The organism is Rubripirellula lacrimiformis (assembly GCF_007741535.1).
Taxonomy (GTDB): domain Bacteria; phylum Planctomycetota; class Planctomycetia; order Pirellulales; family Pirellulaceae; genus Rubripirellula; species Rubripirellula lacrimiformis.
The window spans coordinates 5,577,444-5,593,849 of sequence record NZ_CP036525.1 but is presented as its reverse complement, the minus strand read 5'-3'; the positions used below and the strand labels follow the sequence as shown (position 1 = coordinate 5,593,849).

Annotated in this window: 10 protein-coding genes; 4 read left to right on the top strand and 6 right to left on the bottom strand. The window is 57.6% G+C overall.

Features of this window, described 5'->3' with window-relative positions; translation table 11 throughout:
- The first annotated feature begins 235 nt into the window (after window positions 1-235).
- The gene (locus tag K227x_RS19560; protein ID WP_145172141.1) at window positions 236-808 is read left to right on the top strand and encodes a DUF2059 domain-containing protein; all 573 of its coding nucleotides are present in this window, start codon (window positions 236-238) and stop codon (window positions 806-808) included.
- Between the two features lie 328 nt (window positions 809-1,136).
- On the top strand, window positions 1,137-2,666 hold the full coding sequence (locus K227x_RS19555; protein ID WP_145172139.1) for a sulfatase family protein: 1,530 nt from the start codon (window positions 1,137-1,139) through the stop codon (window positions 2,664-2,666).
- A gap of 83 nt (window positions 2,667-2,749) precedes the next feature.
- Here the strand turns inward: K227x_RS19555 and K227x_RS19550 are convergent, their stop codons facing one another.
- Together K227x_RS19550 and K227x_RS19545 are read right to left on the bottom strand one after the other, a co-directional pair.
- Window positions 2,750-4,933: an ABC transporter permease subunit/CPBP intramembrane protease gene (locus K227x_RS19550; protein ID WP_145172137.1), complete on the bottom strand. Its 2,184-nt coding sequence runs from the start codon at window positions 4,931-4,933 to the stop codon at window positions 2,750-2,752.
- On the bottom strand, window positions 4,933-5,664 hold the full coding sequence (locus K227x_RS19545) for an ATP-binding cassette domain-containing protein (RefSeq protein ID WP_145178146.1): 732 nt from the start codon (window positions 5,662-5,664) through the stop codon (window positions 4,933-4,935). Before K227x_RS19545 ends, K227x_RS19550 begins: the two co-directional genes overlap by 1 nt.
- 387 nt (window positions 5,665-6,051) lie before the next feature.
- Here K227x_RS19545 and K227x_RS19540 point away from each other — a divergent pair, with 387 nt between their 5' ends.
- The gene (locus K227x_RS19540) at window positions 6,052-7,917 is read left to right on the top strand and encodes a tetratricopeptide repeat protein (protein ID WP_145172135.1); all 1,866 of its coding nucleotides are present in this window, start codon (window positions 6,052-6,054) and stop codon (window positions 7,915-7,917) included.
- A gap of 335 nt (window positions 7,918-8,252) precedes the next feature.
- Window positions 8,253-9,686 carry an IS4 family transposase gene (locus K227x_RS19535; RefSeq protein WP_145167733.1) on the top strand — a complete coding sequence of 478 codons (1,434 nt, stop codon included), beginning with the start codon at window positions 8,253-8,255 and terminating at the stop codon, window positions 9,684-9,686.
- Between the two features lie 403 nt (window positions 9,687-10,089).
- Here K227x_RS19535 and K227x_RS19530 read toward each other — a convergent pair whose 3' ends face one another.
- The 4 genes from K227x_RS19530 to K227x_RS19515 all read right to left on the bottom strand — a co-directional run bounded on the left by K227x_RS19530 (window position 10,090) and on the right by K227x_RS19515 (window position 16,290).
- Window positions 10,090-11,418 (bottom strand): IS1182 family transposase, encoded by a 1,329-nt coding sequence (locus K227x_RS19530; protein WP_145169287.1) that lies wholly within the window; start codon window positions 11,416-11,418, stop codon window positions 10,090-10,092.
- Between the two features lie 817 nt (window positions 11,419-12,235).
- Window positions 12,236-13,564 (bottom strand): IS1182 family transposase, encoded by a 1,329-nt coding sequence (locus tag K227x_RS19525; protein WP_145169287.1) that lies wholly within the window; start codon window positions 13,562-13,564, stop codon window positions 12,236-12,238.
- A 228-nt stretch (window positions 13,565-13,792) separates the two neighbouring features.
- On the bottom strand, window positions 13,793-15,163 hold the full coding sequence (locus K227x_RS19520; RefSeq protein ID WP_145172131.1) for a Gfo/Idh/MocA family oxidoreductase: 1,371 nt from the start codon (window positions 15,161-15,163) through the stop codon (window positions 13,793-13,795).
- Window positions 15,164-15,264: 101 nt separating this feature from the next.
- The gene (locus K227x_RS19515) at window positions 15,265-16,290 is read right to left on the bottom strand and encodes a formylglycine-generating enzyme family protein (RefSeq protein WP_246145942.1); all 1,026 of its coding nucleotides are present in this window, start codon (window positions 16,288-16,290) and stop codon (window positions 15,265-15,267) included.
- Window positions 16,291-16,406 lie beyond the last annotated feature (116 nt).

Here is a 16,406-nt window from a genome sequence, read left to right as displayed (position 1 = left end):
CCCATTATTCAGATTTGACGGTCCTGGGCGAGGCGTCGACGTAAAACCTGTCAAGTTTCGCACTCGTTGTCACCCAGAGAAATGTCGACCCGTCAATGAAAGTGCCAAAGTTGGCTCTAGGGTCGTCCTGCGGCTACAATCGTGTCTCCCAGGGGGCCCCCTCCCTGCGACGCACGCCGCGAATCGTACGCGGCATTTTTTCAGGGCATCGAATCGACTTTCAGTTTCGATTTCCGTGCCGATCCAACCCCCCAAGGTCACCATGAAGATCCGAGTCCTTTCCGTTCTGTGCATCGCAATGGCGATGGGCACGTTTTCGTTTGCCCAAGACGCTGCACCGACGAAAGTCGCTGATGACTCGGCCGTTGTCGCCGAAGATTCGCATTCGGCTGCGATCGAGAAGTTTCTTTCGGTCATGAAAATGGAAGAGACTACCCGCAAAACCATCGACCAAATGCTTGCCATGCAAGTTCAGCAGAACCCTCAAATGGGTGCGTTTACCGACGTGATGAAGTCGTTTCTGCAGAAGCACCTGGCTTTTGCCGTGATCAAGGGCGACCTGATCAAACTGTACCGAGACAACTTTACCGAAGCCGAGATCAAGGAATTGACCGCCTTCTACGAGACTCCTGTGGGACGCAAGGCAGCCGAGAAATTGCCGATGCTGGCCGCCGCAGGCGCTCAGATCGGTGGCCAACGCGTGCAAGCCAACATGGCTGAACTGCAAGCGGCGATGGCCAAGCGAGAAGCCGAGATGCGTGCGGCTTCTCAGGAAGCCGCCCAAGGAACCGCAGACCCGGCCAAGTAGTCCACGCCCCCGCTTGGACGAACTGACCGCAACCGTCATCTTCGCTGGCCCCTAAGTCGCCCGCCCCTAGGCCGCTGGCCCCTAAGTCGGCGGATCGACTTTCCCTTTCCTTTCCCCCACCGCAGTCCATGCTGGATACCCGCGCTGGACATTGCAGGTGCGGCACTGGACACTGGACTTGGGGGCACTGGCTGCCCCGCGCGGCCTGCGGCGTCAGGATCGCGGGGGGATGGGAGACGATAATTTTGCCCCAGCCTGTTTTGCAGTGCTGGGTTTCTTGCTGCGTCGTCCAAACGGACACGCCCATTTTCCAAAACGAACGCAATTGATGAACTTCCTACGCACCGTCCTTGTTGGTTTCTCGCTGATCGTGTCTTCCGCCGGTGTCCGACTATCGGCCGCCGATACACCGCCCAATATCGTGTTCGTGTTGTGCGATGATCATCGGTTTGATTGCTTCGGTGCTGCCGGGCATCCGTTTCTGGAAACGCCCCACATCGATTCGATCGCCAAAGATGGTGCGATGTTCACCAGCGCGTACGTCACGACTTCGCTGTGTTCTCCCAGTCGAGCATCCATATTGACGGGCCAGTATGCTCACAACCATCGAGTCGTCGATAACTACCACCCCGTCGACCCCGATTTGGTGTTCTTCCCCGAGCGGTTGCAGTCCGCCGGGTATCAAACGGCCTTCATCGGCAAATGGCACATGGGCGGGGAAGTCGACGACCCTCAACGCGGCTTTGACCATTGGATCTCGTTCAAGGGTCAGGGCACGTATTGGCCCGATGGACATGGGACGACTCGCGAAGTTCCCCAGACCACCTATGACGGGCTCAACATCAACGGTCGGCGAGTGCCCCAGAACGGGTATCTGACCGACGAACTGACCGACTATGCGATCGATTGGTTGCAGCAAACCGACACGTCGAAGCCATTCTTTCTGTACGTCAGTCACAAAGCGGTCCACGCCGACTTTGTACCGGCCGATCGACATCGGGGCCGTTATGACCAGCAGCCACTGCCGATCGATGTTCCCACCGTCGAGCAAATGGATGCTGGTAAGTTGCCGATGTGGGTTCGCAACCAACGCAACAGCCGCCATGGTGTCGACTTTGGATACAACCTGAAAGGATTTTCGCCCGCGGTTTACTATCGACGATACTGCGAATCATTGCTGGCGGTCGACGATAGCGTGGGACGACTTCGTGGCTATCTATCCGAGCATGGATTGGCCGACAACACATTGTTCGTTTACATGGGAGATAACGGTTTCCAGTTTGGCGACCATGGGTTGATCGACAAACGCGTCGCTTATGAAGCCAGTGCCAAGGTGCCCTTGCTGATGGCGGCTCCAGGCAAGATTCCGCCACAGACAGTCGTCGAAAGCGTTGTCGGAAACATCGACATCGCACCCACGATGTTGGAAGCCGCCGGGGCCAATCAGTTCAGCGACATCGACGGACAAAGCTTTTGGAAGACGGCTTGTCGATCAGATGACGCCGGGCCGGTTCGCCAGCATCTGTTGTACGAGTATTATTGGGAACGCAACTACCCGCATACGCCAACGTTGCATGCGATCATCGGTGGGCGTTGGAAGTACATTCGGTGCCACGGTCTGTGGGATCGTGATGAACTGTACGACTTGGAAAATGACCCGGGTGAGATGCGGAATCTGGTGGATGCACCGGAGCATGCCGAGCGAGTTCAAGAGTTGAACGATCAACTTTGGGAAATGATCCAGAGTTCTCAGGGCGACGAGATGCCGCTGTTGGAAGACCGCGGACCGCTATTTCCAAAGCGAGATCCAGCCAAGTCACCCCAGGCAATGTTCCCGCAAGAATATTTTCGCGACTAGACCATCCAACAACCGCAACGTACTTCGCCAGAAGTCCTTTTCTCCGGTGCCCGTGTGAAGGAAGGAAATTCTGGCGAATCCCACTACGAAAGCTTGGGTGATGACGGCAGCGACTTGGAGCGTGTGCCCAGCCAGACGATGATCAGGCCCGCGATTGCGATCGATGTGGCCACCGCGATCCAGGTTGGCGGCAGGTGCGTTTGGTTGTCAAAGTCGGCGCCCAGAAACTCCAGGCTTTCGTGGTAGTGCCCGACCAGTTCCAGCAGCCCGTTGTGAACGAAGTGCATCGCCATCCCGGGCAATACACTGCCACTTCGATATGCGATCCAGCCCAACACCAGCCCCAGCAGCGTCGACGGAATGAACCGTTCGATCAGCAGGGCATTTCCCGTCAAGACATGGAACAGTCCGAACAGCAGGCTGGTCAACAGGATCGTTTTCCAGGGCGAAAGAACTTTTCGCAGTGACGAGAATAAGAAGCCGCGGAAACACAGCTCTTCGATGATCGCTGGTGTCGCCGCTAATGTCGCCAACAATAGCCATGGCGGCACCAGTTTCCAAGCTTTCAAAACCTTTCGTGTCTGTGCGATTCGTTCTTCGCTTAGCCCGCCGATGCCAAACCACTCGGCCGCCACAAAGGCTTCGTGTGCGACGGCCCAGGCACCGAGTCCAATCACGATCGATCCGATGACGGCGACGATCGACGGCGCGAACAACCGGAATGTTGACTTGAATCGATTGCGTCCAAACCAAGCCGCTATCGTCGGCACCGAACCAAAGACCAAGATCAACGTCACGGCGCTCAACAGCATGCTGCGGATCTGCAATCCGGCTGCTTGCTGGTCCGTCAGGTCCGTTTCGCCTGACAACATGCCCGCTTTCACGCCGCCCAAGTACTGCATCAAAAGATTGGAAAGCACAAAGTAGATCGGGACCAACAACGCTAATACGAGCGCTGCCGATTGAGGACTCGGGACATCGGTCCATTTCGCTGGACGGCGGAACAGGGACGCGATCGATTGCTCGCTGGTCCGAGTCACCGCGTCGCTGCCGAACAGTCTTGCGGCGATCCCGAGCGCGGCGGCTGCGTAGGCGATCGTGCTGGCGACGGCTGCTGCGGCCGCGGCCGGTTGGACCGTACCGCCAAGGACTTCGCGAGCCAGCAGTACGATGTTGACCAACGGGGTAATCGCCAGCGGTCCGGCTAGCTCGACCCCCGGCATCAGCGACAACATCCCCGGCGTCAACGCCAGCAGCATCACCGGGATCAAGTAGGCCTGTGCTTCCTTGAACGACCTGGCAAAGCTAGTCAGCGATAGCAGGACGGCCGAAAAGAATCCGCTGAACAGAATCAATAGCCCCAGGATCTGTAGCACCGATATCCACGGGAACCCCGCTTCACCGCCGGTCAACAGCGGCATCAGTCCACCCAACCAAAGCGTGGTGAACATCGCCAACAGGTTGGCAAGGGCGGTCAGGAGCGCCACCGTCACGACCGCCACGTACTTGGCGATCAAGACATAGAATCGTGGCACAGGCGACGCCATCAACGCCTCCATCGTGCCGCGTTCGCGTTCGCCAGCGGTCAGGTCGATGGCTGGATAGACGGCGCCGGTGATCGTCATCAACACCAACACCAACGGCACAACGGTAGCCAGGATCGACGCCTGCTTGGCTTCGCCGATTTCTTCGATGACCAGTTTCAAAGGTGATCGATAGGGGCCTCTTTGGGGGGCGGCGATTTGTTCGGCATAGGCAAGTTTGAACCACTGCATCCGTTCAACCAGGATACGCCTCGCGTTCTCGCTGTTCGCGTCGCCTGCAAAGGAGGTCAGTTCGATGATGTCTTGGCCGTCTTCGGCAACCGACAAATCTGCTGCGATATCGACAATCCCCCGCTCCAGCGCTTCGATCGGCGTCATCGGAACGCCGTCAACGGTATCGCTGGTGTTGAAATACTGGAACGTGGCCAACGTGCCGCTACTGGACTTCAAAATCGCTTCGGGGGGCATCGCTGCTGGGCTGGTGATCAACGCATCGAGCCGATTGCCTGCTTCGTCCGACGCGACACTGATCTTGTAGGGCACTTGGGCGGCGGTGTCCGATGACAACAGAAACCGATTCAGCGCCATGCTTAGCAGCGGATACACCAACAGCGGCATCAGGCACAGCGTGACGATGGTACGTCGATCGCGGCTGGTCTCTTTCAGTTCTTTCTGGCACAAACGCCACAGCCGGCCGGTGCCGGTGGAATGCGGTTTCGACATCAAACGCTCCGCATCAATTCGACGAACATGTCCACCAAGTGGCGTTGGCCGGTCGCTTGACGCAGTTCGTCTAGCGTGCCGCTGTACCGCATCTGGCCGCGATGAAGCAGGCCGAAGCGGTCACAAAGACGTTCTGCTTCGTCCAATCGGTGCGTGCAAACGATCACTGCTTTACCCACTTCGCGGAGATGTTCGATGTATTCAAAGATCGTCTGAACGCCGACAACATCCAAACCGCGTGTCGGTTCGTCCAACAACATGACCGGCGGGTCATGGATCAAACCGCGAACCAGGGTGACGCGTTGGCGTTGACCGGTGCTAAGGGTTCCGGCGCGGCGTTCCAGCAGCGAATCGATGCCCAACAGCCGCGAAAGCTTTTCGCAGCGGTCGGCCGCGACGTCGGGCTCCACCGCGTACAGGTCGGCAAAGTACAACAGCATCTCGCGAACCGAAAGCCAGGGGTACACACCGTCGCTGGCCGAAACGAATCCCAACCGGGCTTTCACCCCGATCGGATCGTCGGCCGTTCGCACGCCGTCGACCTCTGCATACCCTTCGTCGGGTTGCAGCAGCCCCAGGATCATTCGCAGGGTCGTCGTCTTCCCAGCCCCGTTGGGCCCCAGCAAACCAAACACCTCGCCAGGACGAATTTGGAACGACAAATGATCGACCGCTCGCAGCTCACTGTCGTCTAGCGAGAACGATTTGGTCAGCGACTCGACGACAAGCATGCGTGAACTTCGTTCCGAAAAGACGTAAAGAGAAGGTGCCCGCAGGACTTCGCCGACCAAGCAGACGAATTCGTCGCCGGCCACTGCGGCGGCATCGGATGCGCCTGATGCACGTGCCGGAGGTGGGTGCATGTGCCGGACGTCGGGTCCATACGTTGCTCGATCATATCCAGTTCGGACTATTTGCGGGCCGTCACACCCCGGCACGGGGCCCGTTTTACGGGTTCCGACAATGGAATGTGAGCGGTCCGACGTGTGAACGCTAGTCGATCAACTTGGGAAACTTTTCACTCGCCGACCGACTTTCCGCGATTCCGGTCTACGCCTGCGCTCGCTAAAGCGTCATAATGACGGTGATATGCCCATTCACGCGACGAGCTTAACCCCATGACAGTGTGCTTTTGCGATTTCCATCCGCTGCGTCACCCCGTGACACGTTTCACTTCGCTGGTATTGGCGGCAGCGATATCCACGTTTGCATCCGTTGGGCACGCCCAAGAGGTTGTGATCGAAGAATCGGTCACGACCGCTCAGGATTCGACGCCCGCAGAGGAATCGGACGCGAGCGGCGACCAGACAGCGGCCGCAGAGAAACAGGACGCGAGTGCCAAGTCGACACCTGCCACGACCGCGTCGCCGGACAAGTCGACCGCTGGTCAAAGTGAATTGGACGAAGCGATCATCAAACGGATCGACGCCGAGTCGAACGACGAACTGGAAGCTGTGGGAGCTCTGCTGGAATCGGCCCTCAAGAAAGGCCTGGACGAAGAAAATTCCTCGTTCGCCAAACAGATGCTCGGTTCGGTTCTGTTCCAGCGTGCCCAAGGGCTAGCCCAGCTGATCGTCCAGAACAACGGTCGCCGTCGGATGGAAGTCCGCGAGGAAGCGATTTTGGTGCTGAAGCAAGCCGTTGACTATGACCCGACTTTGGTCGAAGCCTACCTGCTGATCGCTCGCCTGAACCTGTTGCCCGGCGGAAGTCGCGAAGAGATCACCGAGGCCACGTCCAAGGCGATCGAGCTGTTGGACGACAATCCACGCGAAAAGAGTGCGGCACTGGTGCTGCGAGCCCTGACCCAGCAGTCGAACGAAGACAAGTTGGCTGACCTGGACGCTGCTGTGGAAGCGGATTCGGACAACAACGAGGCTCGCCAAGCACGCGCGGCGATGAATCTGCAGACCGGCGACGTCGAAGGCGCGATGGAAGATTTGGAAAGCATCCTGACCAAGGATCCGACCAACCAAGCGATCGCCGGAGCCGCTGTCCAAAAGCTGGTCGAATTGGAACGGCTGGACGAAGCGATGAAACTGATCACCAAAATGTTGGCGGCCAAACCGAGCGAAGGGATGTACCGGATGCGAGCGATCTTGCATCGGGCGAACGACGATAGTGACGAAGCGATGGCGGATCTAAACAAGGCCGTCGCGCTCGCTCCCCGCGATCCATTGACGCTGTTGCAGCGAGCCGCCCTGGCGCTGGATCGTAAAGACGTCAAATCGGCCAAAGCCGACTTTGCAGCCGCGCTGCAAATCGAACCACGAATCACCATGGCGGACGAGGCGATTGAACTTCGGTTGCAAATTGCTGCGTTCGAAAATCGGATGGCGGACGCGATCAACGATGCCCAGTTGTTGGTCGACAAGGATCCATCAAATCTGTTCCGTCGACTGCGCTTGGCAAGCCTGTACACGATGGATAAACGGCCTCGCAAGGCAATCGACATCCTTAGCAGCATCCTGCAAGATGATCCGACCAACGTCGCTGTGCTGCGGACGCGTGGCGACGCCTTGCTAAGCGTCGGGGATCACTCCAGCGCGATCGATGACTACGAAAAATCAATTGAATCGATCGGAAACATCGACGTCGCCGAAGTCGGTGACCAAGTCAAAGCCGAGGCATCCGGGATCTACAACAACCTGGCATGGGTGATGGCGACATCGCCCAACGAATCGGTCCGAAACGGCAAGCGAGCGGTCGAGTTGGCGGAGATGTCAGCCGAATTGACCGAGTACAAAGAGGCTCACATCTTGAGCACCCTGGCAGCAGCCTACGCGGAAATCGGCGATTTCGAAGCGGCCAAGAAATGGAGCAAGAAAGCAGTCGAGTTGGCGACCGAAGACGAGCATGTCGAACTGGAACAGCTTCAAAACGAATTGAAGACGTACCAGGATGGAAAGCCTTGGCGTGAAAAGCAAGAAACCGAAGAGAACGAAGTGCCGATCCTGTCACCCGACGACCTGATCGATACCTGAGACTTCGGTTCGGACAGCAGACCATAACCGCGTGCCCACCCAGGCCGCGCGTTTAAACCGGTCACGTTCAACCCATCCCACCCCGTTTAACCGCGTGCCCACCGGGCCGCGCGTTTGCACCGGTCACGTTCAACCCACCGCACCCCGTTTAACCGCGTGCCCACCGGGCCGCGCGTTTTCAGCGGTCACGTTCAACCCATCCCACCCCGTTTAACCGCGTGCCCATCGGGCCGCGCGTTTCCAGCGGTCACGTGGGGCGTTGCCCCTCTTTATCCTACACATCTTTCTTGAGACACTCCGTCCCTGACATTTCTTCAAGGGACGGAGATGATTCGATGTGTCCAGGATGGATTGAGGAAGAGACTCGGACTTTGGACCTGGGTGACAAGCGTCGAAGTAAACGCTTCAGGCGAATTCTTGAGCAGTTCGATCAGGTAGCGCCCTCGACACCGGCGGCGTGCGGAGAAGTTGCAGACCTCACTGCCACTTACCGGCTTTTCAACACCCCCAGTGTGAACTGGATGGCAATTCTGCAGCCCCATAATCAAGCCACGATGGAGCGGTCAGCCAAGTACGATGTCGTCGTGCTGGCACAGGACACCACCGTTTGCGATCTCACTAAACCTTCGCGTCAAGTCGTCGGTGCCGGGCCTCTGGAGGACGTAAAAAAGCGGGGATTCTTTCTGCATCCGCTTTATGCCGTCACTCTCGATGGTCTCGTCTTGGGTTGCGTTGACCAACTTATCTGGACACGTGACTCGATTCGCCAAAACGTGGGCAAAGCTCAACGCGATCGCGAGATCAGGACCATGGCGTTTGAAGAAAAGGAAAGCGCTCGTTGGCTTGAACTGATGCAAAGCGGCGAACAGATCGCTCTGGCAAACCCTCAAACTCATTACATCGGCGTCTCGGACAGCGAATCAGACATCTACGAGTTGCTCATCCAGAACAATGATCTGGCCGAAAACTATGATTTCGTTATCCGCGGATGTCAGGATCGGCGAGTCTATCTTGGCTCTGCTGAACAACCCAAGGTGCTGAGCGAGGCGATTGCCGAAGTCCCTTTTTCGCACGAATTTGAAGTCAGTGTTTCGCCACGAAAGTCGTTAATTAGCGGTGAAAGCCGCAAACGCCGAAGCAACCGCGACGGCCGCACGGCAACGATCTCGGTTCGTGCGAAGACGGTTCAAGTGCATGGCCCGCAGCGTCCCGGCGGAAAGGTTGCTCGCGTGGAGCTTCAAGTTGTCGAAGCGGTTGAGCTTGATCCTCCGGTGGGGTGCGAGCCGATCCACTGGGTACTCTTTACTTCACTCGCGGTGACCAGTTTGGCTCAGATCGAGCTAGTTTTATCAGCATACTGCAGGCGCTGGGACATCGAGGTTTTTTTCAAGACGCTCAAGAGCGGGATGAGGATAGAGAAGCTGAAGTATCAAAGTATTGACGCATATTTGAACGCTGTGGCCGCCTTGATGATCACGGCATTCCGAGTCGAGCAACTTAAAAGCGCTTCGCGTGTCACTCCGGAGGCAAGCTGCGGGGCGATCTACGATGCGACGTTTTGGCAAGCGGTGATGACGGTCGTTGAAGGCGGTGTTTTGCACAGCGATACCCCACCGACGCTGAAAGATTTTTGTCGAGTGATTGCCAAACTAGGTGGCTACGTAGACCAACACGGGCAAGGACCTCCAGGCTCGACGACCATCTGGCGTGGTCTGCTCAAAGCCCATGCCTACCACGAAGCCTATTTGGCAATCAAAGGCTTAAAATAGATGTGTAGGATAAAGAGGGCGTTGCCCACACGGCTAAACGAGAGCCAAGTCGCGGACCCATTCGATCCGCCTCACTGCACCATCGTTTAACCGCGTGCCCATCGGGCCGCGCGTTTTCAGCGGTCACGTGGGGCGTTGCCCACACGGCTAAACGAGAACCAAGTCGCGGACCCATTCGATCCGCCCCACTGCACCTCGTTTAACCGCGTGCCCATCGAGACTGTGAATAATTGGCCGGTTGTGGCTTGACGCCGTGTTTTTGAAGTGGTTTTTCAAAAATTTTGGATTGCCGGTCGTCGTCAAAGTTTCAGGTTGAAGCTTCGGTGGTTCTTTTGTCTTGGTGGATCGCTTTGAAGCTTCGTTGGACGCGATGCGTCCAACGATTGGAGACCGGAGGCCAACCTCAAGGCGTCGCAGTACAGGATTGCCTCATCAGTGTTTGTAAAAATCCTAGGTTGTTCAATCGATTGAAGTTGTTCACCAGCACGTGCCAAAGCGTTTGGGCCATTGCTTTCTTCTGGCCACGAACCCGGAACTGATGAAGACCGCGATTACGACATTCCGCGTTGGGAAATTCAGCTATCGATGGACGTCGTCTCAACATCTCCTGCGCCTCGGGTGTCCCCATCCTCTTTCGATACCTCGCCATCGCGTCGCTATCGCCCGGCTTGCTCGCATGGGGATCCTTGCCGTTAGCGACTTGTCTTTTGATGTCCTTCAGTGGACCGTAAACCTCCGTCCCCGCAGCGTCCATCGCTTCGATATCGCTCGCTTTGGTGAACCCGCCGTCGACCAAGTAGTGTGCCGGCGTCACCCCATAGGTGCGGCAGATCGACTCGTACATCGGAAGCATCTCACCTTGATCGCTGCCCTGATTGTCAACGCTCACGCCGACGACAATTCGAGAGTCGCCGTCGCTGGCGAATTGGACGTTATAGGCGGGGCGAAAACCGCCGTCTCCCATCTTCATCCGCGCCGCTTCGGGGTCCGTTGTGGAGGCTCGTGGGGTCGACTTGCTTTTGCGTGATCGTTTCTCTTTACGACGTCGCTCAAGTTCTTTGAGGTTCTCTTGAGCCGCCTTGATACGCTCGAGTCGTTCGTCGGCAGCACGCTTGCGGGCGGCCTGTTCGGCCCGAGTTGCCGCGGCAGCTTCCTCGTCGGATCGCTCGGCGAGTTCCTTTACATAGTCTTCGGCAACCTCTTGCATCTGTTGGAGCGTCGATTCGGACCGAAACGAACTGCTGCCGGCCGAGGCACGCACCCGCATGCCATCCTGCCCGATGGTATCCAACGTGATCAGTTTTTCGCTCAGCAGCACGGCGATCGAGTCGCTAAGCAACTTCTCGAGATACTCGGCGTTGCCGCTGCGAAAGTCGCTCAGGGTGTGATGATTAACCGTGACATCGCCGCAGATCCACAGGTAGTGGAAGTCGCGGGTGGTCAAATCGCTCAAACGGCGGGCGCTACTGATCCCTTCGAGCGTTGCGTAGAACCACAGGGCGAAGAGGATTCGCGGATCGATCGGGGTGCGACCACGACCATCTACTTTCGATTTAATCTTCTCGTAAAGCGGTCCGAGGTCGAGCGATTCGCAGTACTGCCATACCAAACGAACGCGGTGCTCGCGGGCCACCATCTGGTCAAGCGAATAGAACCGCATCTCAACTTGGCTGCGTTCGGGGCGGTGGGTGCGAGCGGAACCACGCTGCTGAGCATCGGTTGGAATTTTCATGCAAATAATTTAGCCCCATGCAGAAATCCAACAAGCCAAAACTCAATTATTCACAGCCTCATCGGGCCGCGCGTTTTCAGCGGTCACGTGGGGCGTTGCCCACACGGCTAAACGAGAGCCAAGTCGCGGACCCATTCGATCCGCCCCACTGCACCCCGTTTAACCGCGTGCCCACCGGGCCGCGCGTTTTCAGCGGTCACGTGGGGCGTTGCCCACACGGCTAAACGAGAGCCAAGTCGCAGACCCATTCGATCCGCCCCACTGCACCATCGTTTAACCGCGTGCCCACCGGGCCGTGCGTTTTCAGCGATCACGTGGGGCGTTGCCCACACGGCTAAACGAGAGCCAAGCCGCGGACCCATTCGATCCGCCCCACTGCACCATCGTTTAACCGCGTGCCCATCGGGCCGCGCGTTTTAAGCGATCACGTGGGGCGTTGCCCACACGGCTAAACGAGAGCCAAGCCGCAGACCCATTCGATCCGCCCCACTGCACCTCGTTTAACCGCGTGCCCACCGGGCCGCGCGTTTCCAGCGATCACGTGGGGCGTTGCCCACACGGCTAAACGAGAGCCAAGCCGCGGCCCCATTCGATCCGCATCGCTGCACCTCGTTTAACCGCGTGCCCATCGAGACTGTGAATAATTGGCCGGTTGTGGCTTGACGCCGTGTTTTTGAAGTGGTTTTTCAAAAATTTTGGATTGCCGGTCGTCGTCAAAGTTTCAGGTTGAAGCTTCGGTGGTTCTTTTGTCTTGGTGGATCGCTTTGAAGCTTCGTTGGACGCGATGCGTCCAACGATTGGAGGCCGGAGGCCAACCTCAAGGCGTCGCAGTACAGGATTGCCTCATCAGTGTTTGTAAAAATCCTAGGTTGTTCAATCGATTGAAGTTGTTCACCAGCACGTGCCAAAGCGTTTGGGCCATTGCTTTCTTCTGGCCACGAACCCGGAACTGATGAAGACCGCGATTACGACATTCCGCGTTGGGAAATTCAGCTATCGATGGACGTCGTCTCAACATCTCCTGCGCCTCGGGTGTCCCCATCCTCTTTCGATACCTCGCCATCGCGTCGCTATCGCCCGGCTTGCTCGCATGGGGATCCTTGCCGTTAGCGACTTGTCTTTTGATGTCCTTCAGTGGACCGTAAACCTCCGTCCCCGCAGCGTCCATCGCTTCGATATCGCTCGCTTTGGTGAACCCGCCGTCGACCAAGTAGTGTGCCGGCGTCACCCCATAGGTGCGGCAGATCGACTCGTACATCGGAAGCATCTCACCTTGATCGCTGCCCTGATTGTCAACGCTCACGCCGACGACAATTCGAGAGTCGCCGTCGCTGGCGAATTGGACGTTATAGGCGGGGCGAAAACCGCCGTCTCCCATCTTCATCCGCGCCGCTTCGGGGTCCGTTGTGGAGGCTCGTGGGGTCGACTTGCTTTTGCGTGATCGTTTCTCTTTACGACGTCGCTCAAGTTCTTTGAGGTTCTCTTGAGCCGCCTTGATACGCTCGAGTCGTTCGTCGGCAGCACGCTTGCGGGCGGCCTGTTCGGCCCGAGTTGCCGCGGCAGCTTCCTCGTCGGATCGCTCGGCGAGTTCCTTTACATAGTCTTCGGCAACCTCTTGCATCTGTTGGAGCGTCGATTCGGACCGAAACGAACTGCTGCCGGCCGAGGCACGCACCCGCATGCCATCCTGCCCGATGGTATCCAACGTGATCAGTTTTTCGCTCAGCAGCACGGCGATCGAGTCGCTAAGCAACTTCTCGAGATACTCGGCGTTGCCGCTGCGAAAGTCGCTCAGGGTGTGATGATTAACCGTGACATCGCCGCAGATCCACAGGTAGTGGAAGTCGCGGGTGGTCAAATCGCTCAAACGGCGGGCGCTACTGATCCCTTCGAGCGTTGCGTAGAACCACAGGGCGAAGAGGATTCGCGGATCGATCGGGGTACGACCACGACCATCTACTTTCGATTTGATCTTCTCGTAAAGCGGTCCGAGGTCGAGCGATTCGCAGTACTGCCATACCAAACGAACGCGGTGCTCGCGGGCCACCATCTGGTCGAGCGAATAGAACCGCATCTCAACTTGGCTGCGTTCGGGGCGGTGGGTGCGAGCGGAACCACGCTGCTGAGCATCGGTTGGAATTTTCATGCAAATAATTTAGCCCCATGTAGAAATCCAACAAGCCAAAACTCAATTATTCACAGCCTCATCGGGCCGCGCGTTTTTAGCGGTCACGTGGGGCGTTGCCCACACGGCTAAACGAGAACCAAGTCGCGGACCCATTCGGTTCAACCCATCCCACCTCGTTCTACCGATCACGTGGGACATTGCCCACACGGCTAAACGACCGTCGACCTGCCCAGTCGGCCGGGCCGACTACAGGTATTCGCGTTTCTTGACCAAGCCGGGCATCGGGACGCTGTGCTTGCCCTCGGCGTTCGGCATCAGCGGTGAATCGCTGTCCATGGTCAGCTTGTCGATCTCCGGTGCGAATTCATGTTTGTGTTCCATGAAGTTCGCCAACGTGATCTCCTGTCCGGTGTGGGCGGCCATGCGTCCCATCGATGTGACGGCACTGGCCATCACGCCGCGTTCAACCTCGTTGTAAGGTCGGTCTTGGCGGATCGCGTCGATCAGGTCGACCCATTCAAGGTCGTACGGGTTCGGTTCGGGCTGCGGGAACGCCCAGGTCATCTTGTCCTTGCTCATCGCTTGGTCGGTGAACAGTTTGCTCTTGGCCGGGGTGTGGGAAGCAGCCGAAATGACCGCGGATCCTTTCGTTCCATGTGCGAAACTGGCGAACTCGTTTTTGCAGCCTGGGATCGTGCGTCCGTCGACGAATAGTTTGGCACCGTCGGCAAACGTGTACTCGATCGCATAGGTGTCAAAGTTTTGGTCGATGTGGTCGCCCCGGTAATGGCGTCCGCCGATTGCGATTGCCTTTTCGGGCCAAGCGTTTTTCATCCAGCAGGATTCGTCGATGTTGTGAATCAAGAAGTCGCTGACCGCTCCGCCGCTGAGCCACAGGAAGCCGTGGAAGTTTTTGATCTGATGGAACAGCGGTGACATCGATCCGTCGTTAGGCATCACTGCGGCCGAGGCGGTGGGGCCGGCCATTCGGTAAGCGCGAAGCATCGTCAGGTCGCCAATTTCGCCGCTTTGGATACGATCAAATAGCTCTTGGCGGCCTCGGCAGTGTCGGCACATCAGGCCGACGCCAACCTTCAAATTCTTGTCGACCGCCTGCTTGTTGATGTCCAGCATCCGCTTCGAAGTGGGAGCGTCAATCGTGACCGGTTTTTCCATGAACACGTTCAGCCCACGCTCGATCGCATAGCTGTAGTGGACCCAGCGGAATCCAGGTGGGGTCGCCAGGATAACGACGTCGCCAGGCTTCAACACATCCATCGCTTTTCGGTAAGCGTCAAATCCGATGAACTGACGTTCGGCCGGACAGTCCACTTTGGATCCGACTTTGTTGTGCCCGGAAAGGGCGGCGTGAGTGCTGTTGAGATTCTTTTCGAAAACGTCCGCGATCGCGACCAGTTGGATCGGGCCGTTGTCGACCGACAGGGCGTTCAGTGCGGCGCCCGTCCCACGTCCACCGCATCCCACCAGGGCAATGCGGATCGTGTTGTCTTCGGCCGCGTGAACGTTCTTGGGCGCAGCGGTTGAAATTAGAGTCGTGGCGGCAGCAACTTTCCCGGACGTCTTCAGGAAATCGCGTCGAGTATTCGGAGTGGTCATGCAAATCAGCTCGTCTGTAGGTAGGAAGATGGGGAGGGAACGGATGGAGGTTTCAGGGGGGGGAAACGTTTTGTCAGTCAACCGAATCGGCTAGGTCGGGATCACTCGTCGACCTGTTTCGGTTCGCATTTGTCCCATTTGGTGGAACGTTGTTCGGCGGTGGGTTCGGTCATGGGGCGGACGACCCGAAATCCGACGCCCAACGCGTCGGTGTGGTACCAAATGCTGCGGGGCAATTGAGGGTCTTGGTCTTTCCATTCGCCGCTGGATCCTTCGCGAGCGGCGCTTCGCAGCATATCGGGATCATCGTCCCATCCGCCGCCGCGAACGACTCGCGGATACAGCGTCTTGGGGACATTCAGCGGATCGGTGGATTTGGCGTGATCGGCGTAAAAGGCCGGGTCGTATTGATCCAGCACCCACTCGGCAACGTTCCCGTGCATATCGTGAAGGCCCCACGGGTTCGGTTTCTTCTGGCCGACTTCGTGGTAAGCGTCATCGCTGTTGTCGAAGTACCAGGCATAGTCATCCAGGTCGGAAGGATCTTCGCCAAACGAATAGGCCGTCGTGGTGCCGGCGCGTGCGGCGTATTCCCATTCGGCTTCGGTGGGCAGGCGGTAGTAATGTCCGGTCTTGGCCGATAGCCATTCACAGAACGTGCGAGCGGCATGTTGGGTCATGCAGATCGCCGGGTACTCGCCTTTCCCCATCCCAAAACTCATGTCGGTGTACGGTTCGGTCGGCTTAGAAACTCCGTCGACCAAGGCATCTCGGTCGGTGGGTTTGATGGACAGCATCTGCCGCCGCATTTGATCCAACTGCTCGCTCCAAACGTCATACTGATCCCAGGTCACTTCGAACTTGCCCATCCAGAATGGCGAAATGGTGACATCTGCTTGCGGGCCTTCGTCGTCCTTACGTTCTTCTTCGTCGGCCGGTGATCCCATCCGAAACGTTCCGCCAGGGATGGGGACCATTTCCAGCTCGACTTCGGTATGTTCGATCGCCTCGGTATAGGGTTTCATCGGTTGGGGGGAGTCAGCCAAAACAACCGGCGCCAGGGTAGCGGCAGCCAGGAACGTTAGCCGACAGACAGCGTAGGGGGGCGTCACAAATAGGTCTTTCAAGCAGAGTGGTTGACGCCGGGCAAATTCGAATCGAGCCTGCCCTGCGTTGATTCAATGGGAACGAACCAGCGTCGAGTGGATGCAAATGCAAAAATTTCAGCTTTGCATTTTATCAG